The organism is Vibrio sp. ECSMB14106, assembly GCF_000972265.1.
Lineage (GTDB): Bacteria > Pseudomonadota > Gammaproteobacteria > Enterobacterales > Vibrionaceae > Vibrio > Vibrio kanaloae.
In genome coordinates this window covers 51067-72448 of record NZ_LAUM01000018.1, presented here as the reverse complement: position 1 = coordinate 72448, position 21382 = coordinate 51067, and the positions used below count along the sequence as shown (strand labels likewise).

Here is a 21382-nt window from a genome sequence, read left to right as displayed (position 1 = left end):
CTTTTTGTTTATCAATGTGTATTCAGCTCGCAAGCTTTTAGAAAAGGTTCTTATCGCGCACTAGCTCGCGGGGTAAACCGTTCTTCACTCGGTTACCAACCCACTTGCCAAGGCCGATGATTGCACCATTGTACTTCACTAATACTTCGCCTTTACCTGACAAGCCTTCCGGGCGAACATCGCGTCCCATGAACCATTCACGAGCATCTTCAATTTTTAACTCTACAACATTAGATTCGTTGCCCGTCGCGAGGGTGGTTGCTACTTGATGTTGCCAGCGGTAACCCTTTTTATGGGTTTCAGCTATCTTGATGCCCATACGAGAGAAACGGAATTCGCCAATCATCGGCTCTAATGCTTTAGGAAATAGCCAAACGTCTTTTTCACGAGTCCATACCTGAGTGTCACTTGGTAGTTCGATCTCGAGTGAGTTCAGTAGTTGTTCTACGATTTCTTGTTGGGTCTTCTTTGACGCTTTTTCGAATGGGAATTTACCCATACGCTTTTTCACTTCTGGTGGAGTAACAGACGCTAATTTACGGATACGTGCAACAAAGAAACCTTCTGAGTCATACACTTGTGGGAAGATGTGTAGGAAGCCTTCTTCTGTCGTGGTTGCTTTTGCATTGTCGAATAGTGACTCCAGAGATTCGAATTCAACCGCGTCACCAAAGGTCTCTTTTAGGTGATGACACACTTGCTGGTTCTCTTCCGTGCTTAACGTACACGTTGAGTAAACCAGAACCCCATTAGGCTTAAGGGCGTAGAATGCGCTCTCAATCAGGTCTTTTTGGGTATCCGCGATGTCGACTACAGATTGATACGTCCAGTTCTTCATCGCATCAGCGTCTTTACGAATAGTTCCTTCGCCAGAGCAGGGCGCGTCTAACAGTACGGCATCAAACTGTTCTGGTAACCAACCACCGAAAACTCGCCCATCAAAATTGCTCAATGCTGTATTACGCACACCACAACGTTCGATGTTGGCGTGAAGGACTTTCACACGGCTTGCGGCGTATTCATTAGCAACCAACACGCCTCGGTTATCCATTAAGGCCGCAATTTGAGTTGTTTTAGACCCTGGTGCAGCCGCGGTGTCTAGCACGGCTTGATAATTCTCTTCTCCTTGGAATAGAGCTGAAGGAGGCATCATAGAACTGGCTTCTTGGATGTAGAAAAGACCAGACATGTGTTCTGCCGTATTACCTAATGGTGTTTCACTTTCATCGGCTGTGATCCAAAAACCCGTATCGCACCAAGGCACAGGCTCCAGTTCCCAACTCTTATCTTTAGCACGTATGAGGAAGTCTTCAACACTAACTTTCAGGGTGTTGACTCGAATACTTTTACGAAGCGGTTTTTGGCATGACGCAACAAAAGAAGCCATATCTAGATGACTAGGCATGATTGCTTCGATGTGCGTTAGGAATTCTTCTGGAATATATACGTTAGCGTGCAAAAGAGCATCTCGATTTATTGCATTTAATACGGGGAGTTTAAAGCAAAATGAGGTTGCTCTAAACTATATTTACCGGAAACAATCAAAATGCAGCCTACAGGCTGCATTTTGATGAAGAATTAATCTTAGTGCTGTTCTACGGACAACGTTACGGGCGAGGAATCGCCGTTCTCCATGATTTCCAACCGTCTTCTGCGTGAGGATACAAGTAGAAAGATTGATCTTCGCTTGCGATCGGTTGGAGTTCACTCGTTGGCGGAGTGGAAAATGTAATGCCACCTCTTAATAAACTGTCTACCGTACCGGCTTTAATGTTTGCGCCTGATAATCCAATAGACACATCGACGCCTGATACATTCCAGAACACGGTGTTTGCGCGAATTAAATAGGCGTAATCAGGCTCAATTTGAATTGTAGAGATGATGCGGTCAGCAAACTCACCCAACTGGACATCGATGACACTACCTATTTCTAACTCTCGGAATAGGATAGGTGTGCCTTCAGAGACCGAGCCTCTCGTTTCGCTTTGTAGCTGGAATATCTTTCCTTCAGGCTGCACTGGGCCTTTGCTTAGATTGAATTTCGTGTTTCTTTCACCTTTTCCCGGATCTACGTTGATGTGCTTAGAGAGCAGCGCAGAGACGTTTTTGATGCCGTTAAGGCCGATCTCTGGTTCTGCCAACCAAAAGTGACTGTTCGCCACGGCAATTTTGTCTACATATTCAGGTAAGATACGCGCGGTAATTTCAATGCCGCCCTTATTGAAGTTCGGAATCACCAACGTAACCTCACCAACAGTGACACCTTGATATTTAATCGCCATGCCTTGACTGACTTCTTGATCGCCAGAAGAGGTGATAGTAATAGCACGGCCAAATTTTCTGGCGGATTTGGAATCTTTGTAAAGCTTCCATACATCACCCAGTTTGTTGTCGATGCCTGGCAGTGAGTCAAAGGCTATACCGCCCTGAAGGAGGGTTTTAACCGGTGCAGCTTTAATACTAATACCTGAAAGAGAAGCATCGACCTCAACGCCTGAGCGATTCCAGAAAACAGTGTGTTTGTTGAGTAAGTGCGTGTAACGATTTTCGATTGTGACTTTGATTCTTACACCACCATCAGCAAGCTGAAAATCAGAAATGCTACCCACTTGTAAATTGCGGTAGAGAAGCGGACTTCCTTTAGATATTGAAGGCAATTCACTCGCGAACAACGAAAGAGTTTTGGAGCCAGACTGATTAAATTTAGCAATTTCGGCTAGCGACTTGCTTTGAAAAAGCTGGTAGTCAGCTCGAGCTTCAGGTTTACCTTCGCTCACAAAACTAATTGAGCCAGTAAGTAGCTGTTTTGCTGGTGGAACCGTAACACTGAAGCCAGATTCGGTTAGCTCTGCAGTGGCACTGCCTGTGACGAAGAAACGATTGTGGCTTTTGATAAGGTGCGCGTATTCATTATCGATTAATGCATCCATGAATACTTCGTGCTTATCATAGCTCGTACCAACACCATCGACTAATCCTACTTGGATGATAGAGCCGACGGCAATACCTTTGTAAAGTAGTTGAGCGCCCACATCTAAGCCAAATGAATTGTTTGACGTCAGGCGAATTGCCACTGATTTCTCTTGTTCTTGGCTGTATTCGGTTTTACGAATAGCGGTAAATCGACGCGCTTTTTTGCCTTCTCCAGGTACTAAGGTCAAGAAATTACCTGTCACTAAGTTGGCGATGTTTTTCATGCCAGTAAGAGATAGCTCGGCTTCTTCAAGAACGAATTTACTGCCACTATTTAAGAAATCGCTGAATGCTGGTTGTATTGCCGCAGATGCAACAACGTTTTCACGACCTTCACTCAAGGACAAGTCGGTAATTTGACCGATTTCAATACCTCGGTACATAATAGGAGCACCCGTCGAACTGATCTTGTTATCATCAGGTACCGCGATCTTTATTGAGATACCACGTCCTGCAGTCTTTAAATCAGGATAGAGTTTGAACTTGGTGTTCATTTTGACGGGGTGACCGTCTCCTGGAGAATCGACCGCAATAGAACCACCAAGAAGGGCACTCAAGCTTTCTAAGCGAACGTCAACACCAGAAAAACCAATACTGGCGCCTAAGCCGCTCACGTTCCAAAAGCGGCTTTGGTCTGTGATGATATGGCTATACTCATCTTTGATCGCCGCTTGAATGGTGACAGATTTGGCATTTTTATTGAGTTGGTAATTGTAGACCTCGCCAATTGGGATTTTTCGGTACACGATCTGAGAACCAACAGATACACCACCAAGATCTTCTGTCGTTAGTGAGATATTCAGTCCTTCTGATGCTAATAAATCTGAAGGGGAAGAGTCTAATGCGTAAAACACGGTTTCTGGCTCTTCTTTTGTTTCACTAGGGTGAATCGCGATATAGTTGCCTGAAACTAGCGCGTCCAAACCCGATATACCCGACAAGCTCGCTGTTGGCTTCACCAACCAGAAACGCGTGCCTTTTGATAAGAGCTGTTGTGCTTCAGGGTAAATGTCGGCATCGACGTAAATACTAGACAAATCCTTGGATAGAGTTATGTCTCGCACCATACCCACCTCTAAACCTTGGTAGCGAATAGTGGTTCGACCTGCCACTAAGCCAGCAGCATCCGAGAAGTAAATTTGCACACGTTGTCCTGCATCGTGTATTGACTTCATGACCAGCCAACCAGCCAGAACGACGGTTAAAATTGGTAGAATCCATAAAGGAGAAATACCTTTATTTTTTCTCACTTCTGGTGAATATGATGTTTGTGATTGGTTATCGTTGTTCATTCACTGACTCATCTTTAGAGGTGTAGTTATCCCAAATTAGCCTAGGATCTAAACTTTCGGCTGCTAACATCGTAAGCACGACAACGAAGCCAAAAGCGATAGCACCATAACCTGGTGTAAAGTTTAAAATTTGTCCACGGTCGATCAAGGTCATCATGATCGAAATGACGAATAAGTCCATTACGGACCATTTACCCACCCATTTTACTATGAAATAAATCGTCATACGCTGCCTGTGGTAGACCGCGCGTTTCATTTGGATACAAATTAAGATGTAAGTGAGGCCGAGTATTTTGGCAACTGGCACTACGATACTTGCAATAAATATGATCGCGGCGATGCCATACATATCACTATTAACTAAAGACGCAACTCCAGAAATAATGGTGTCTTCAAGCCTTTGACCGTTCGTTATAAGTATCGATATCGGGATAATATTGGCCGGTATAATTGCGATTGTAGCCGCGAATAACAGTGACCAAGTCTTGTATATAGAGTAGGGCTTGCGATGATATAAGGCGTGGTGACACCGTACGCACACATGTCCATCAGGTTGAGACATGTGGCAGTTGTGGCAATGAACTTTCTTACTGTCAGGGAAAGAGTAGTCCGACTCTTTAGTCCACGCTTCCCAGTAGCGTCGAACGCTGATACGACTTACCAGTAAGACACTGAACAGTTGCAATAAGAGCAAACCTGCCAAGCCTGGGCCGACAAATATGTCTGAATAATCTTGGAGCTTGAAGCATGAGACCGCCACACTCACTAAAAATACATCTAACATCATCCAATGTTTAAGGGTTTGGACAATAGTGAGTGCGTAACGAAACGGAGTGAAAAGTCTGAAGCGAAGCGATAAGTGGGTGACCAGAACAGAGCAGCAGACAAGTAAAGGAGCAATAGAACTACAGAATAGGATAAGTAAGCCAAGTAAAGGGAAACCTTCGCTCATCAACGTAAATACACCGGATGGCAGAGTCGCAGGTATCATTACTCCAATCAGACGGATACTAATGAAATCAAAAAAGTGAGAGGGGATAAATAGCAGCAAGCACGTGAGAGCAATAGCTAAATTTCCAGAGAGACTTGGTGTTCCACCACGATATAACTGAGTGCCACATCTTGGGCAATACGCTGATTTTCCTTGTGATATCTCCACTTTATCAACAGGAAGCTCGCAGCCTTGGCACAGTCTTACGTCACTGTTATCGCACAAGTGTTTACTTAATAGATGGCTTGTTGTTGGCCTATCTGATGATGGATTGTTGGTAGAGGAGGTCACATGACCTCCGAAGTTAGAACGTAAGTCAGGCTATTAACCTGACTTAAATGTATAGGGCCGCGTACATCAGGCGTGCGATTGCACACTGCCATAAAGTGTTTGATATAGTCCTTGTTGTTCAACCAATTCACCATGTGTTCCCGTCTGTGTGACTTGCCCATCTTCTAAAACATAGATTAGATCGGCCTGTTTCACCGCTGATAATCGATGAGCCACTATCAAAGTTGTGCGATCTTTCAAAAACTCGCTTAGCGCTTTATGCAGCGCTGACTCTGTTGCTGTATCGAGTGCAGATGTCGCCTCATCAAGAATAACAAACTTGGGGTTACTCAGTACCATGCGGGCGATTGCTAAGCGCTGTCGTTGACCGCCAGACAGTCGAACGCCATTCCTACCAATTGGAGTATCCAAACCATTATTCAGTTGCTTGATAACATCTTGCATTTGAGCGACTTCAAGTGCACGCCACAGTGACATTTCGTCGTATTCTGCACCAAGGGTCAGATTATGCCTTAATGTATCGTTAAAGAGTATAGGTTGCTGTAAAACAACGGCAATTTGATTGCGAATTACATCAAAGCTGATGTCGTCGCTCGTTTCACCGTTATAGCGTATACAGCCAGAGTCCGCTTGATAAACCCCAATTAACAACTGGATCAACGTTGATTTACCACCACCACTGGCACCCACCAAAGCGACTTTCTTACCAGCCGGAATATGCAGTGATAGTTTATTTAAAACAGTGTTTTCTAACGTGTAAGAGAAGGTAACGTTTTCGATGTCGACTGTCACTTCCTCATGTTCATTAAACGGGTTTACTTTACTAATCGGACGTTTTTCTTCCTCTAACATCAAAAGCTCATTGATACGATGTAATGCTGCTTTCGCGCTATACCAAGAGAATTGAATCCCTAATAACTCCTGCACAGGGCCGAGCATGAACCATAGATAGCCGAATACCGCAAAAATTTGACCGATAGTTAGGTCGCTAAATAGCACCATCAGCATCGCGACTGCGCGGAACAGTTCAAAACCTAATAGAAAGAGTAAGAATGATAAACGACCAGCGGCTTCAGACTGCCACGCGTATTTGTCCGCATCGACTCTTACTTGGTTAGCTTGGGCCTTAAGTTCGTCTAAGAAAATACGCTCTTTATTAGCAGCGCGAAGTTGATAGATGCCGTCTAACGTTTCAACCAACCGATTCTGAAAGCGTTCGAAAGATTGATTCTCGTACTTTTTAAGGTGTTTAACCTTACTGCCTAGTTTACGAGAAAAGTAAATGACAACAGGATTGACCAGTAATATAAACAAGCCAAGACGCCAATCGAGCCACAATAGAACCATCGCAGTCCCTAATACCGTCAAAAAGCTGATCAGAAACTTAGACAGGGTAGAACCAATGAACTGATCGATAGTCTCTATATCTGTTATTAAGTGGGCGTTAATACCGCCGCTGCCTCTGGTTTCGTATTGTCTAATACTGATACGACCAAGCTTATCTATCATCTTACTGCGCATCTGATAGGTGATCGTTTTAGATACCAGTGTAAACTGACGTCCTTGTAGAATATTCAGCGTTTGGCTTGCCGTACGCATGATAATGACTAACAGTAAAGTCAGGGCGATATAGCCAGTCGGTGTCTGTAACGATGAAGGAAGTAGGTGGTTCATCATTTCTAAGCCAGAAGCGGGCTTATCAAGCAAAACTTCGTCGACCATGAGTGGCATTAGCAAAGGGATAGGAACGCTAATGAGAGTTGCAAAAATGGCAATAATGTTAGCAAACAGTAATTTGGACTTGTGTTTTTTTACTTGAGTTATTAACCAAGAACGGCTAATAGTGTCTTCTGAATTGTTCATTGTAATGAGAATAAGTCCTATTTGGTTTAATGGCCGCATTTTACTGCGTTCTCTTGATAATGGAAGTCTCAATTTAATTGGAAGTTAATATGAAAATAGAACATTACCAACGCTTAACCAAACAAGCTGTTGCATTAATTGAATCAGAAACCGATCTTATTGCTAATCTAGCCAATATCAGCTCATTATTATTCATGGAATTGGATGATCTGAACTGGGCGGGTTTCTATTTAATGAAGCAAACCCCATCTGAGGTACAAGGTGAACTTATACTAGGTCCATTCCAAGGCCAGCCAGCTTGCGTTAGAATCCCGGTAGGGCGTGGTGTATGTGGAACTGCGGTTGCGACAAATACAGTCCAACGTATTCATGATGTTCATGAGTTCGAAGGACATATTGCTTGTGATGCTGCAAGTAACTCAGAAATCGTAATTCCGTTCTCGATTGGTGGAAAAGTCGCGGGCGTTTTAGATATCGATAGCCCAAATGTTGGCCGTTTCTCTCAAATCGACGAGGATGGATTGACATTTTTTATGGAAGAAGTGGAAAAGCTGCTTAATTCGCACGCGAACAAGGTATAAATTATTCTCTTACTGTGGTTTTTCCCAAGCATCTCTTTATAATACTTAAAAATATTTTCTTAATGCTCGCGGAAAACCGCAAAAACCAGGAACCCACATGGAAAACACTGAAAAGTTAAAAAACAGCAAAGAAGTTATCGCATATATTGCTGAATGTTTCCCTAAATGCTTTACTCTAGAAGGTGAAGCTAAACCACTTAAAATTGGTATTTTTCAAGATCTTGCTGAACGTCTAAATGAAGACGAAAAAGTAAGTAAGACTCAGCTTCGTGCAGCGTTAAGACAGTACACATCATCATGGCGTTACCTGCACGGCGTAAAAGCTGGTGCGGAACGTGTTGATCTAGACGGCAACGCGTGTGGCACACTAGAAGAAGAGCATGTAGAACACGCTAAAGCTACACTTGCAGAAAGCAAAGCGAAAGTTCAAGCTCGTCGTAAAGAACAAGCACAAAAAGCTCGTGAAGAAGGCAAAGCAAAACCTAAGGCGAAGAAAGCTCAACAGCCTCGTCGTCAAGCGCCTAAAGCACCGAAAGTCGAAAAGCCTGTTGAAACTCGCGCTTTGAACGCTGACGAATTTATCGCTGGCAAAGAAGTAAATGTGAACATGGGTAAAGGAAACATGGCTGCGACCATTGTTGAAATCAATAAGGAAGATGTGCGTGTTCAGTTAGCAAACGGCCTACAAATGGTTGTTAAAGCGGAGCACTTGCGCGCTTAAAGGAGATACTCCTACGCATGAAATGCCGTTCAAAATTGACATTGATTGCTGCTAGCTTTTGGCTAGCAGCTTCAACTCAGGCTCTCGAAGCCAAATTATCTCAGGACGATTTACCTCTACTCGTTCCTGAGGCCCAACACGAAACTGCTAGTAAACGTGTGACTTCTCGATTTACTCGTTCTCACTACAAACACTTCAATCTCAACGACGATTTCTCTCAAGCTATTTTTAATCGTTATTTAGAGATGCTGGATTATAATCGTAATATCTTCACTCAAGCTGATATTGACTCTTTTTCATCGTCGTCTAAACAAATCGATGACCAACTGAAAGCGGGCAATAACCAGATTGCTTTCGATATTTATAATTTGTCGATGCAGAAGCGTTTTGAACGTTTTCAATATGCATTGTCTTTGCTAGATACTGAGATTAAGTTTGATACCGATGAGAGTATTGAACTCAATCGTAGTGAAGCTGAATGGCCAAAAGATATCGCTGAAGTGAATGAGCTTTGGAGAAAACGCGTTAAATACGATGCGTTGAATCTAAAACTTACAGGTAAAGAGTGGCCAGAGATTCAAGAAGTTTTGGAAAAGCGTTACAACAATGCGATGAAACGTATTACACAATCGCACAATGAAGACGCTTTCCAAATCTACATGAACGCATTCGCACGTGAAGTTGATCCTCACACCAGTTACCTCTCTCCAAGAAATGCAGAACAATTCCAATCAGAGATGAATCTATCTTTGGAAGGTATTGGTGCAGTGCTTCAGATGACTGAGGACTATACCGTTATTCGCTCGTTAGTTGCTGGTGGCCCTGCGTCAAACAGCAAACAATTGAGTGATGGTGACCGCATTGTCGGTGTAGGCCAAGACGGTGAAGAAGTCGTGGATGTTATCGGCTGGCGTTTAGACGATGTAGTGCAACTGATTAAAGGTCCGAAAGGGACTAAAGTTAAGCTACAGATCTTGCCGGAAGGTAACGATGCAAAAAGTCACGTTGTCACAATTGTACGCGATAAGATTCGTTTAGAAGACCGTGCCGTTAAGTCTGAAGTTATCGAGAAAGATGGTAAGAAGATTGGTGTTCTAGAGGTACCAAGTTTCTATGTTGGCCTTTCTAAAGATACCGATAAATTGATCACTGAGCTTAAACAGCAAGGTGTTGAAGGTATTATCGTTGATCTTCGAAACAACGGTGGTGGTGCATTGACTGAAGCAACCGAACTCTCTGGTTTATTTATCAAAGAGGGGCCGATTGTTCAGGTTCGTGATAGCTACGGCCGTGTCAAAGTGAACAGCGATACTGATGGCGAAATCAGTTACCAAGGCCCATTGACGGTCTTGATAAATCGCTACAGTGCTTCAGCATCTGAAATTTTTGCAGCAGCGATGCAAGATTACGGTCGTGCAATCATCCTGGGAGAGAACTCTTTTGGTAAAGGAACGGTACAACAGCATCGTTCTTTGAATCATATCTATGATTTGTTTGATAAAGAGTTGGGCTACGTTCAATATACAATCCAGAAGTTCTACCGAATCAATGGTGGTAGTACGCAAAACAAAGGTGTAGTGCCTGATATTGCTTACCCAACACCGATTGAGTCAGATGATACGGGGGAAAGCGTTGAAGATAATGCTTTGCCTTGGGACAGTATTGATAAAGCTAATTACTCAATGTTACAACGTAATGATGATCAAATCCTCACTTTAACCGCTAAACACCAAGCTCGTGTTGCTTCTGATATGGAGTTTGGCTTTATCGCGCAAGATATTGAAAAATATAAGGCAGATAAAGATGACAACGACCTTTCTCTCAATGAAAAGGTACGTAAGCAAGAAGGTGATGATGTGGAAGCACTTCGTTTAGAGCGTATCAATCAACGTCAAAAAGTTGCTAAATTAGAAGCTTTTAAATCGTTAGACGATGTTCCTAAAGACTATGAAGCTCCAGATGCTTATCTCGACGAGTCTGTGTCAATTATGCTGGATATGATCAAGAAATAGATCGGATAGTTACCGGAAGGTAATGATTCAAAAGTGCAATATTTAAAAAGCGAGCCTAGGCTCGCTTTTTTTCCTTAAATTTTACGTAATCTTTAAATTGTATCCCTCGCTACTTTGCCAAACCGCCCTCTAATAACCTCGACTAATGTAGATACATTCATGCTAATGATGATGTCACCTATGTTACTTCGTATTTAAAATTTAGTGATCTAGCTCGTGTTTTTTCGCTTTCTATGCATTACGGACCTAAGATTAAAAGAAACGAGGGGGCTATTATGAAATGGATTCTATTATTTTTATCTTGTCTAAGCTTTGTTGCTTTTGGTAGCGAAGTTACTTCAGGCGAACAACAATCAAAAAGTGATAGCAATTTATCCTATTTTGACCTTCCTTTATTGCTTGGTGATTGGTATTTGATGAATCCAGATCCCGAGCAAGGCACTGAAAACTTTAGAGCAATCAAGTTGACTCTTGACTCCAACTACTCATTCTCTATTGATATTCAAAAGAAAGATTACAGTGTCGACCATTGGGAAGGTTTGTATAATGCTAATGAAGACACCATTATTTTGGGTTTGAATACTTCTGAACCCCAGGTTTACGCGTACAGCAGTAATCACAATATGCTGAATCTTAACGGTGTTATGTTCACCAAAGCCTTACCCAACGCCCTGGCTGGAATATGGTCAAGCGCCGAACTGTCTGGAAGCGATTTGCGTGCAAGCAACATTCAAAAAATGGATTTAGTGCTTCAACCCGATTTTATCTTTATGTTCCGAGTGTCCGATGAAGAAGGGGGGGAAGTCATTCGTCGTGGTGTGTATTACACCGAGGGCGACCAATTAGTACTACTTTACGAGAACGGTGAACACGGCACTCGTTACACACTGAACAGTGATGTGTTAACACTTCAAGGCGAAGAGGGAGACATGTTTGCGGTGCTTAATCGCATTCGATAACTGCAAGTCTTAGCAGTAAAGTCCTGCTCGTTGATTATATGGTGCACAGTTCATTTCTTAGGTGTTCCTGTCTGATTTCATAGATAAAATAGCAAAACATGGAGGTATTTTTCTACAATGCCTCCTTTTTTCAATATTCCCCTTGTTTTATTGGCGCTCAACCTTTAGAAATATACAGTTAAGAATAATTACGTATAACGATCAAAAGGAACCCGTCATGGCACATACACCTCAAGCCAAGTATCGTAAAGATTATCAATCACCATCTCACACTATTTCTGACATCGATCTTACTTTCGATTTGTACGATTCGGCATCCATCATTACCGCTGTTTCTAGTGTTAAGCAGGAGAAAGAAAGCTCGACATTAGTACTTGATGGTGAAGGCTTGAAGTTAGTGTCTGTTTTGGTTGAAGGCAAAGAGTGGACGCAGTACGAGCTGTCTGAAACTCAACTTACGCTGAATGACCTTCCAAAAGAATTCACATTAACGATCGTGACTGAAGTTGATCCTGAGGGGAACAGTGCACTTGAAGGCCTGTACAAATCGGGTGGTGCGTTTTGTACTCAATGTGAAGCTGAAGGCTTCCGTCGCATTACTTACTACATGGATCGCCCGGATGTATTAGCGAAGTTTACAACAACGGTAATCGCAGACAAATCCGAAAATCCATTTCTACTCAGTAATGGTAATCGTGTAGACGAAGGCGAAGCTGAAAATGGCCGTCACTGGGTGAAATGGCAAGACCCACATCCAAAGCCGGCATACCTGTTTGCTTTAGTTGCGGGTGATTTTGACGTACTTCGTGATGCTTACACTACGCAATCAGGTCGTAAAGTTGACCTAGAAATCTTTGTCGACAAAGGCAACCTAGACCGTGCGAACCATGCGATGGTGTCTTTGATTAACTCAATGAAGTGGGATGAAGAACGCTTCAATCTGGAGTATGACTTAGACATTTACATGATCGTAGCCGTTGATTTCTTTAATATGGGCGCGATGGAAAACAAAGGTTTGAACGTATTTAACTCTAAATTTGTTCTAGCAAACGACCAAACTGCAACGGATACAGACTACCTAGGCATTGAAGCTGTAATCGGTCATGAATACTTCCATAACTGGACAGGTAACCGAGTAACTTGTCGCGATTGGTTTCAGCTGAGTTTGAAAGAAGGTTTAACGGTATTCCGTGACCAAGAATTCTCGTCTGATCTTGGTTCTCGCGCGGTAAACCGTATAAACAATGTACGTATTATTCGTGGTCCACAATTTGCGGAAGATGCGAGTCCGATGTCTCACCCAATTCGTCCAGAAAAAGTGATAGAAATGAATAACTTCTACACATTGACTGTGTATGAAAAGGGCAGTGAAGTGATCCGTATGATCCACACATTGTTGGGTGAAGACGGTTTTCAAAAAGGCATGAAGCTGTACTTCGAACGTCACGATGGTACGGCAGCAACATGTGAAGATTTCGTTGCAGCAATGGAAGATGCGTCGGGTGTTGATCTGTCTCAGTTCCGTTTATGGTACAGCCAGTCTGGTACGCCAACGCTTTCTGTTGAAAGTCACTACGATGCAGAGAAGAAACAGTACACGCTAACAACTCGCCAAGTAACAGTGCCGACTCATGAGCAAACGGAAAAGCAGGCTCTACATATTCCTCTTGATATAGAGTTATACACTGCTGCGGGTGAAGTTGTTGAGTTACAATGTAACGGAAAGCCAGTTCATCACGTATTAGATGTGAAAGAAGCAGAACAAAAGTTCGTGTTTGAAAACGTTTCTGAGCAACCTATTCCATCATTACTTCGTGAATTTTCTGCGCCAGTGAAATTGGAATACGACTACTCAGATGAAGAGCTGATCTTCTTGATGGTGAATGCTCGCAATGAATTCTCTCGTTGGGATGCGGGGCAAATGTTACTGGCTAAGTACATCCGCAGCAACGTTAAGAGGGTTCAACAGGGTCAAGCGTTTGAACTTTCTGATTCTGTTGTAGATGCGTTCCGTGGTGTACTGCTTAGTGACTCACTAGAGCCTGAGTTTATTGCAGAGATGCTTTCACTGCCAAGCCACAACGAAGTATCAGGTTGGTACGAGCGTGTTGATATTGATGCGGTCGCATCGGTTCTTAACTCAATGAAAGTAACACTAGCTGCAGAACTTGAAGACGAGTTAGCGGCGGTTTATCACAGTCACGCACTCACTGAATACACGATTGATCATGATTCGATTGGTAAGCGTACTCTGCGTAAAGTTTGCCTAAGTTACTTGGCTCATACTGCGCAGGGTAATGATTTGGTTGTTGCAATGTATCAGCAAGCAAACAACATGACAGATACTATGGCAGCAATGGGCGCGGCAAACAGTGCACAACTACCTTGTCGTGAAACCTTGATGGCGGATTACAGTGACAAGTGGAAACACGATGGTCTTGTTATGGATAAGTGGTTTGCTCTTCAAGGTACTAACCCAAATTCAAATGCGCTTGAAGTGATCAAACAATCTATGTCACACCAAGCGTTCAGCTTGAAAAACCCGAATCGTACTCGTAACTTGGTTGGTTCATTTTTAAACATGAACCCGGTACAGTTCCATGATAAGTCTGGTCAGGGGTATGCGTTTGCTGGTGAGATCTTACGTGAGCTAAATAGTAGTAATCCGCAAGTGGCTTCACGTCTGATTGATCCACTTCTTAAATTCCGTAAGTACGATGATGAACGCCAAGCTCTTATCAAACAGGAACTTGAGACATTGAAGAGCATGGATAATTTAGCAAAAGACCTATTTGAGAAAGTGACGAAAGCACTAGAGGCTTAAGTTAAGTGTTCTCAAGGTTAACGGTTAACTTATAAGCTGTTTACTGATAAAGAAAAGTCATCAGTGGTAGAGAATATCTGCCACTGATTTTGTGTTTCTGGTTCATCGGATTTTCGATAAACTAGAGCAGTTTCAAGCTCAGTTTCACTGTCAGACATCGTTAAGTGCCAAAGAATACTGGCACTGTATATTTATACAGGTATCGTATGAATCACTATATTTTCCAACTTAACATCTCATATCAACAGTTTTTGGCCAGTTATTCAGGTGCGGCTAGTAAAGTTCAAGTGATAACAACAACCGGTTTACGCTTACAATTACCAGCAACTCGATTCAGACCACTTCTTACACAAACAGGAGTCAGAGGACAGTTTAGGCTTACAACTGACCAAAAAAATAAGTTTATAAAGTTGGAAGCTCTGTAAAGCTCGACATGCCCAGTGACTTAAAAGGAATCTTAATCACATAATCAAACATTTCACCTCTTACCACCTCCAAAACAATTAACTATTTTTCAATAATGCTTTTACAATAAACGAATGCATTACCTTTGCTTAACTCGTTAGTAGAAGTGGGCTTTACAGCGCGAATTCAAACACCAGCTTAAGTGATCCCCCTATAATAAAATACAATTCTAATTGTGGAGTGTGACTATGACCGCACGTGAAACTGTGGTTCCAGTTTTACTTGAAAAAGTGTACAAACTCATTCAAGACAAACTTGACCTTGCTCATCGACCTCTCGTAACTCAACTTGCTCAACATTTGTTTAGTAATGTTTCTCAAGACGATTTAATCCAAAGAAACGAATCCGATTTATATGGTGCTGTAGTTAGCTTATGGCATCACATCAACGAAAAAAAACCTGACGAAATTTCTGTTCGAGTGTTTAATCCAACAGTAAGTCGCCAAGGTTGGCAATCTACTCACACTATCGTTGAGATAGTGGTACCAGACAGCCCATTCCTCGTTGATTCTGTAAAAATGGCATTGACTCGCCTAGACCTTTCTTCTCACCTTATGCTGCATAACCCAACGCAAATTGATCGTTCTGGCGTAGGAAATGTGGTTGGCGTGAGTAACAATAAAGGCGCTTTCCAGTCGCTTTTTCATATCGAAGTGGATCGTCTTAGCAGTAAAGCTGAAATGACAGCGCTTAAAACGGAACTACTGGATATTTTCACAGATACTAGCTTAGTTGTGAATGACTGGCTTAAAATGGTTGAAAGACTTGAAGAAGTAACGAATAAAGTTGAAAAGCAAAAAGATAGCATACCAGTTGATGGTCAGCGCTTTGATGAAACGTTGGCGTTCCTTCGTTGGTTAGGTGAACACAACTTTACCTTTATGGGCTACAAGGAATATGACCTTGTGACTGTGAATGGTGACACTGAACTGCAACCGACTAAAGAGCAAGGTCTTGGTTTGTTTGCAAATTCAGATCGCGTACGTAATGTTAAGTTGTCGGAGTTTTCTGATTCGGCGCGCTTAGAGGCAAAAAAACCTTATGTACTCATTCTCACCAAGGGAAACACGGCTTCACGTATTCATCGCCCTGCTTACAATGATTATATCGGTATTAAGAAGTTTGATAAGAATGGAAAGGTAATCGGTGAACATCGTTTTACCGGTCTTTATACCTCTGCCGTTTACAATCAAACTGTTGAAACGATTCCACTGGTTCGTGAAAAAGTAGAGCGTATTATAGAGGCGAGTGGTTACCGTGAGGGATCGTACTCTTACAAAGCACTGCATAACATTCTTGAAAATTACCCGCGTGATGAACTGCTTCAAGCTCGTGAAGAAGAGCTACTGGAAGTAGGTACTGGCGTTGTGCAAATGCAAGATCGTGACCTTCTACGCTTGTTTGTTCGTAAAGACCCGTTTGGTCGCTTCTTTAGCTGTATGGTTTATGTAACAAAAGATCGTTACAACACTGAACTTCGTCGTCAAACACAGCGCATCTTGAAGCAGTATTTTGGCTGTGAACAAGAAGTTGAATTTACAACGTATTTCTCTGAAAGCCCGCTGGCGAGAACGCACTATATTGTTCGTGTTGATAACAACAACATGGATGTGGACGTGAAAACAATTGAGCAGAATTTAATGGAAGTATCGTCTACGTGGGATGACCGCTTATCTGAGTCAATCATTGCTAACTTTGGTGAAAGCAAAGGGCTTCCGCTGTCTAAAGAGTATATGCGTGCGTTCCCACGCTCGTACAAAGAAGACATGATGCCTGGTTCTGCGGTGGCCGATATCGAGAGTTTGGAAGCATTAAGCGAAGATAACAGACTTGGTATGCTGTTCTACCGTCCTCAAGAAGAAGCAGCAGATTCGAAAGCCGTTCGTTTGAAACTGTTTTATCACAGTGACGAGCCAATTCACCTTTCTGAAGTAATGCCAATGCTTGAAAACTTTGGTCTACGTGTGATTGGCGAATCTCCTTACGAAGTGCGTAAGACCAATGGTTTAACCTATTGGATCTTGGACTTTTCAATGCTGCATAAGAGCGACAAGACCGTTGATCTTCGTGAAGCTCGTGATCTTTTCCAACAAGCCTTTGCTGCTATCTGGGCAAGAGAGTTAGACAGTGATGGTTTTAACCGCTTAGTACTTGGAGCAGGCCTATCCGGTCGTGAAATCTCAATCCTACGTGCTTATGCTCGTTACATGCGTCAAGTTGGCTTCCCATTCAGCCAACAATACATTGAAGACACATTGTCTCATTACCCTGAGCTAGCGAAAGGATTAGTGAGCTTGTTCGGCAAGCGTTTCGATCCAAAACTGAAAGGCAGCGCGAAAGGTCAACAAGATCTTATTAAGAAGATTACAGAGCAGCTTGATCATGTAGAAAGTTTGGATGATGATCGTATCATTCGTCGTTACATGGAAATGATCACTGCGACACTTCGTACTAACTATTACCAGTTAGACGAAAACAAACAGTTTAAACCTTGGTTGGCTCTGAAAATGAGACCAAGCGAGATTCCAGATATTCCAGCTCCTGTCCCTGCATTCGAGATTTTTGTCTATGCACCTGATATAGAAGGTGTGCATTTACGCGCAGGTAAAGTCGCTCGTGGTGGTTTGCGTTGGTCAGATCGTCAAGAAGATTTCCGTACTGAAATTCTAGGCCTAGTTAAAGCACAGCAAGTTAAGAACACGGTAATTGTCCCAGTGGGTGCTAAAGGTGGTTTCGTTTGTAAACGCCAGCACACAATGTCTGGCCGTGATGAAATCTTCGCTGAAGGTCAACGTTGTTACAAACGTTTCATTCGTGCATTACTGGATGTATCTGACAACATCATCGAAGGCGAGGTTATCCCGCCTAAGGGCGTGATTCGTCACGATGAAGATGACCCTTACTTGGTTGTTGCTGCCGATAAAGGTACCGCGACATTCTCAGATATCGCCAACTCAGTAGCTGGAGAGTACAACTTTTGGCTGGGTGATGCATTTGCATCTGGTGGCTCAAACGGTTACGACCATAAAGCAATGGGCATCACGGCTAAAGGTGGTTGGGAATCGGTTAAGCGTCACTTCCGTGAAATGGGTATCAACTGCCAAACGACAGATTTCACTGCAATTGGTGTGGGTGATATGGCGGGCGACGTGTTTGGTAACGGTATGCTGCTATCTAAGCACATTCGTTTGCAAGCTGCGTTTAACCACATGCACATCTTCATTGACCCGAATCCAGATTCAGCATCCAGTTGGGTAGAGCGTGATCGTCTGTTTAATCTGCCTCGTTCAAGCTGGGAAGATTACAATAAGGACCTGATTTCTCAAGGTGGTGGCATCTTCTCTCGTCGCGCGAAATCTATCCCTTTAACGCCTGAAATTCAGAAAATGCTGGGCACCAAAAAAGCATCAATGGCGCCAAATGATTTGATCAAAGCGATCTTGTCTATGAAAGTGGATCTACTTTGGAATGGCGGTATTGGTACTTATGTTAAGTCTTCAAACGAGACTCATACCGATGTAGGTGATCGTGCAAATGACATGCTTCGCATTGATGGCCGCGACCTAAAAGCTAAAGTTGTTGGCGAAGGTGGTAACTTAGGTATGACTCAGCTGGGTCGTATTGAATATGCGCTAACAGGTGGCCGAGTTAATACTGATTTTGTCGATAATGTTGGTGGCGTAGACTGTTCGGATAACGAAGTGAACATTAAAATCTTCTTGAACGGGTTAGTGTCTAATGGTGATCTCACCGTTAAACAACGTAACCAAGTTCTAGAGTCGATGGAAAATGAAGTAGGCGAAATCGTACTCGATGATGCGTACTGCCAAGCTGAATCTATTTCGGTTACTGAGCATCAAGGTGTTGGCTTAGTGAAAGAACAAATTCGCTTCATCCACACAATGGAAAAAGCAGGGTACTTGGATCGTGGTTTGGAATACATTCCTGACGATGAAACTTTGCTAGAGCGTGAGAAGCAAGGCCAAGCGCTAACAAGGCCAGAGCTATCAGTGCTGATTGCTTACGGTAAAATGGTACTGAAAGAAGATCTTGTGAATGATGATATTGCGAATGATGAGTTTCATGCTCAGCAACTGATGCAATACTTCCCAACTGAGTTACGCCGTAACTATCATCAACACATGGATAACCATCCGTTGCGTGCTGAGATCATTGCTACTGCACTTGCAAACCAAATGGTTAACGAGATGGGCTGTAACTTCGTGACTCGCTTGCAAGAAGAGACAGGCGCAAATATTGTTGAGATTGCAAATGCTTACGCGGCATCTCGTGAGATTTACGGTCTAGGCAAAGTTCTGAAAAGCATTCGTGAGTTGGATAACATCTCAAGTTCTGAAGCTCAATATGAGTTGCTTTATCATGTGCGTCGGACGTTGCGTCGTCTAGCGCGTTGGTTGCTAAGAAACCGTAATGGTAAACAATCAGTGAATGCATTGATTGAACTTTACCAAGGGGATGTGGCTGCTATTACTGAGAAACTGGATGAAAACCTAGTGGCTTCAGAAGTAGAAGAGCACCAGGCAATGGCTCAGGTGTGGATTGATCAGGGAGTAACTGCAGAACTGGCCAATTCGGTGGCTCGTTTGTCTAGCTTGTATTCAGCACTGGATATATCAACAGTGGCTCGAGAAACGGGTAAAACAGTACAACAAGCGTCTAAGCTTTACTTCAACCTTGGTGACCGTTTGTCTCTGCACTGGTTCTTGAAACAAATCAATGGCCAAGCAGTGGACAACAACTGGCAAGCGCTGGCACGTGCGGCATTCAGAGAAGATCTGGACTGGCAGCAACGTCAGCTAACTGGCCAAGTGCTTAATTGCGGTTGTGGTGCCGACCTTGATGTGATTAAAGCGTTGGATGATTGGATGGAAAGTAACTCTGTTTCTCTACATCGTTGGGAAAGTATCTTGAACGAATTCAAAGTCGGTTCGGTTCATGAGTTTGCTAAGTTCTCAGTAGCGTTGCGAGAGTTGATGCTATTGAACTTAAACTGCATGTCGACAGACTAGCGATTAGATAAAAACGAAAAGAAACAAGGGCAGGCCATTAGGTCTGCCTTTTTCGTTTAGCTGAATAATGAATGACGTGTCAAATTACTTCGTTGAGTCACTTATGCTTGGTCAAGTTAGCTTCTAATTGGCCGAGTTGACTGATGCTCGTTACATGAATAATAGTCAAAGGGATCATTTGTTGGGGGATACGATAACGTTTGCTTAATAATAAACCTCTTTCTTTAGCTAACTCGATTATCTTACCTTTACAGGCAGTAATAGATTGAATAGTTTGGTAAATAAGTAAATAATATCGCCCCGTTTACACGGCGCTTTTTTCTATCGGAGGCACAATGCTTTACCGTCTAGCCAGAACTGGCTTTTTCCAACTTGATGCCGAAAAGGCACATGATCTTGCAATCCAAAATTTCAAACGCTTCACTGGTACACCTATTGATCTTTTGTATCGTCAACAATTACCTCACCGACCTGTAGAGTGCATGGGTCTTACTTTTAAAAACCCAGTTGGCCTTGCTGCCGGCCTAGACAAAAACGGCGAATGTATTGATGCATTTGGCGCAATGGGTTTTGGTTTCGTGGAAGTAGGGACTGTTACTCCTCGTCCACAAGCAGGTAACGACAAACCTCGTTTGTTCCGTCTTGTTGAAGCCGAAGGTATTATCAACCGCATGGGCTTCAATAACCTAGGCGTAGATAACCTTGTTGAGAATGTTAAGAAGTCAAACTATGACGGCATTTTAGGTATCAACATCGGTAAGAACAAAGACACACCAATTGAAAAGGGTGCGGAGGATTACCTGATCTGTATGGAGAAGGTATATCAATACGCAGGTTACATTGCGGTAAATATCTCTTCACCAAATACTCCAGGACTTCGTTCACTACAATATGGCGAAGCTCTTGATGATTTATTGTCTGAATTGAAAACCAAGCAATCTGAATTAGAAGCGAAGCATGGTAAATATGTCCCGCTTGCTCTTAAGATCGCTCCAGATCTAAGTGATGACGAAATCAGCCAGATTTGCGAATCATTGATCAAAAATAAGATCGATGGTGTGATCGCAACCAACACAACATTAGATCGCAGTATTGTTGAAGGCATGAAGCATTGCGATGAAGCGGGTGGCCTAAGTGGACGTCCTGTTCAATCTCGCAGTACTGAAGTGGTTCGTAAACTCCACGAAGATTTGGGTGACCAACTGCCGATCATTGGGGTAGGTGGTGTTGACTCTTATGTTGCTGCAAAAGAGAAAATGATGGCAGGCGCTAAGCTTGTACAAGTTTACTCTGGTTTCATTTACAAAGGTCCAGGCCTTGTAGGCGACATCGTCAAAAATTTATAAGCTTCAAAAAGCTTTTATCCTTATAAAAGCGACA

At 42.9% G+C, this 21382-nt stretch carries 13 protein-coding genes; 8 read left to right on the top strand and 5 right to left on the bottom strand.

What is annotated here, in order from left to right; all coding sequences use genetic code 11:
- Positions 1-37: 37 nt before the first annotated feature.
- The 4 genes from rsmF to WR49_RS13245 form a co-directional block, all read right to left on the bottom strand.
- Positions 38-1459 carry a 16S rRNA (cytosine(1407)-C(5))-methyltransferase RsmF gene (gene rsmF, locus WR49_RS13260; RefSeq protein ID WP_046224335.1) on the bottom strand — a complete coding sequence of 474 codons (1422 nt, stop codon included), beginning with the start codon at positions 1457-1459 and terminating at the stop codon, positions 38-40.
- A gap of 148 nt (positions 1460-1607) precedes the next feature.
- Positions 1608-4265, bottom strand: a complete 2658-nt coding sequence (locus WR49_RS13255; protein ID WP_046224334.1) for an MlaD family protein — start codon at positions 4263-4265, stop codon at positions 1608-1610.
- The gene (locus WR49_RS13250) at positions 4252-5547 is read right to left on the bottom strand and encodes a paraquat-inducible protein A (RefSeq protein ID WP_046224333.1); all 1296 of its coding nucleotides are present in this window, start codon (positions 5545-5547) and stop codon (positions 4252-4254) included. Before WR49_RS13250 ends, WR49_RS13255 begins: the two co-directional genes overlap by 14 nt.
- Before the next feature lie 66 nt (positions 5548-5613).
- Positions 5614-7410, bottom strand: coding sequence for an ABC transporter ATP-binding protein (locus tag WR49_RS13245; RefSeq protein WP_046224332.1), 1797 nt, complete (start codon positions 7408-7410; stop codon positions 5614-5616).
- A gap of 89 nt (positions 7411-7499) precedes the next feature.
- Between WR49_RS13245 and WR49_RS13240 the strand changes: the two genes are divergently transcribed.
- The 5 genes from WR49_RS13240 (at position 7500) to pepN (ending at position 14507) form a co-directional block, all read left to right on the top strand.
- A complete protein-coding gene (locus WR49_RS13240) occupies positions 7500-7991 on the top strand; it encodes a GAF domain-containing protein (RefSeq protein WP_017057222.1) in 492 nt (163 codons plus the stop codon).
- Positions 7992-8088: 97 nt separating this feature from the next.
- On the top strand, positions 8089-8712 hold the full coding sequence (proQ, locus tag WR49_RS13235) for an RNA chaperone ProQ (RefSeq protein WP_017057223.1): 624 nt from the start codon (positions 8089-8091) through the stop codon (positions 8710-8712).
- 17 nt (positions 8713-8729) lie between these two features.
- A complete protein-coding gene (gene prc, locus WR49_RS13230; protein WP_046224331.1) occupies positions 8730-10724 on the top strand; it encodes a carboxy terminal-processing peptidase in 1995 nt (664 codons plus the stop codon).
- A 275-nt stretch (positions 10725-10999) separates the two neighbouring features.
- On the top strand, positions 11000-11683 hold the full coding sequence (locus WR49_RS13225; RefSeq protein WP_046224330.1) for a hypothetical protein: 684 nt from the start codon (positions 11000-11002) through the stop codon (positions 11681-11683).
- A 217-nt stretch (positions 11684-11900) separates the two neighbouring features.
- On the top strand, positions 11901-14507 hold the full coding sequence (gene pepN / locus WR49_RS13220) for an aminopeptidase N (RefSeq protein ID WP_046224329.1): 2607 nt from the start codon (positions 11901-11903) through the stop codon (positions 14505-14507).
- A gap of 29 nt (positions 14508-14536) precedes the next feature.
- On the opposite strand, the gene WR49_RS21715 is transcribed toward pepN, so the two are convergent.
- Positions 14537-14665 (bottom strand): hypothetical protein, encoded by a 129-nt coding sequence (locus WR49_RS21715; protein WP_269429474.1) that lies wholly within the window; start codon positions 14663-14665, stop codon positions 14537-14539.
- Between the two features lie 48 nt (positions 14666-14713).
- Here WR49_RS21715 and WR49_RS13215 point away from each other — a divergent pair, with 48 nt between their 5' ends.
- The 3 genes from WR49_RS13215 to pyrD all read left to right on the top strand — a co-directional run bounded on the left by WR49_RS13215 (position 14714) and on the right by pyrD (position 21348).
- A complete protein-coding gene (locus tag WR49_RS13215; RefSeq protein WP_046224328.1) occupies positions 14714-14932 on the top strand; it encodes a DUF2835 domain-containing protein in 219 nt (72 codons plus the stop codon).
- Positions 14933-15160: 228 nt separating this feature from the next.
- The gene (locus WR49_RS13210) at positions 15161-20002 is read left to right on the top strand and encodes an NAD-glutamate dehydrogenase (protein ID WP_046224327.1); all 4842 of its coding nucleotides are present in this window, start codon (positions 15161-15163) and stop codon (positions 20000-20002) included.
- A 335-nt stretch (positions 20003-20337) separates the two neighbouring features.
- Complete coding sequence (pyrD, locus tag WR49_RS13205) at positions 20338-21348, top strand: quinone-dependent dihydroorotate dehydrogenase (protein WP_046224326.1); 1011 nt, start codon at positions 20338-20340, stop codon at positions 21346-21348.
- Positions 21349-21382: the final 34 nt, after the last annotated feature.

Excerpts from the sequence above, each read along its gene's own strand:
- proQ (WP_017057223.1), top strand. The coding sequence starts at position 8,089 with ATGGAAAACACTGAAAAGTTAAAAAACAGCAAAGAAGTTATCGCATAT.
- prc (WP_046224331.1), top strand. The coding sequence starts at position 8,730 with ATGAAATGCCGTTCAAAATTGACATTGATTGCTGCTAGCTTTTGGCTA.
- WR49_RS13255 (WP_046224334.1), bottom strand. The coding sequence starts at position 4,265 with ATGAACAACGATAACCAATCACAAACATCATATTCACCAGAAGTGAGA.
- pyrD (WP_046224326.1), top strand. The coding sequence starts at position 20,338 with ATGCTTTACCGTCTAGCCAGAACTGGCTTTTTCCAACTTGATGCCGAA.
- WR49_RS13210 (WP_046224327.1), top strand. The coding sequence starts at position 15,161 with ATGACCGCACGTGAAACTGTGGTTCCAGTTTTACTTGAAAAAGTGTAC.
- WR49_RS13245 (WP_046224332.1), bottom strand. The coding sequence starts at position 7,410 with ATGAACAATTCAGAAGACACTATTAGCCGTTCTTGGTTAATAACTCAA.
- WR49_RS13225 (WP_046224330.1), top strand. The coding sequence starts at position 11,000 with ATGAAATGGATTCTATTATTTTTATCTTGTCTAAGCTTTGTTGCTTTT.
- WR49_RS13240 (WP_017057222.1), top strand. The coding sequence starts at position 7,500 with ATGAAAATAGAACATTACCAACGCTTAACCAAACAAGCTGTTGCATTA.
- WR49_RS13215 (WP_046224328.1), top strand. The coding sequence starts at position 14,714 with ATGAATCACTATATTTTCCAACTTAACATCTCATATCAACAGTTTTTG.
- pepN (WP_046224329.1), top strand. The coding sequence starts at position 11,901 with ATGGCACATACACCTCAAGCCAAGTATCGTAAAGATTATCAATCACCA.
- WR49_RS21715 (WP_269429474.1), bottom strand. The coding sequence starts at position 14,665 with ATGTCTGACAGTGAAACTGAGCTTGAAACTGCTCTAGTTTATCGAAAA.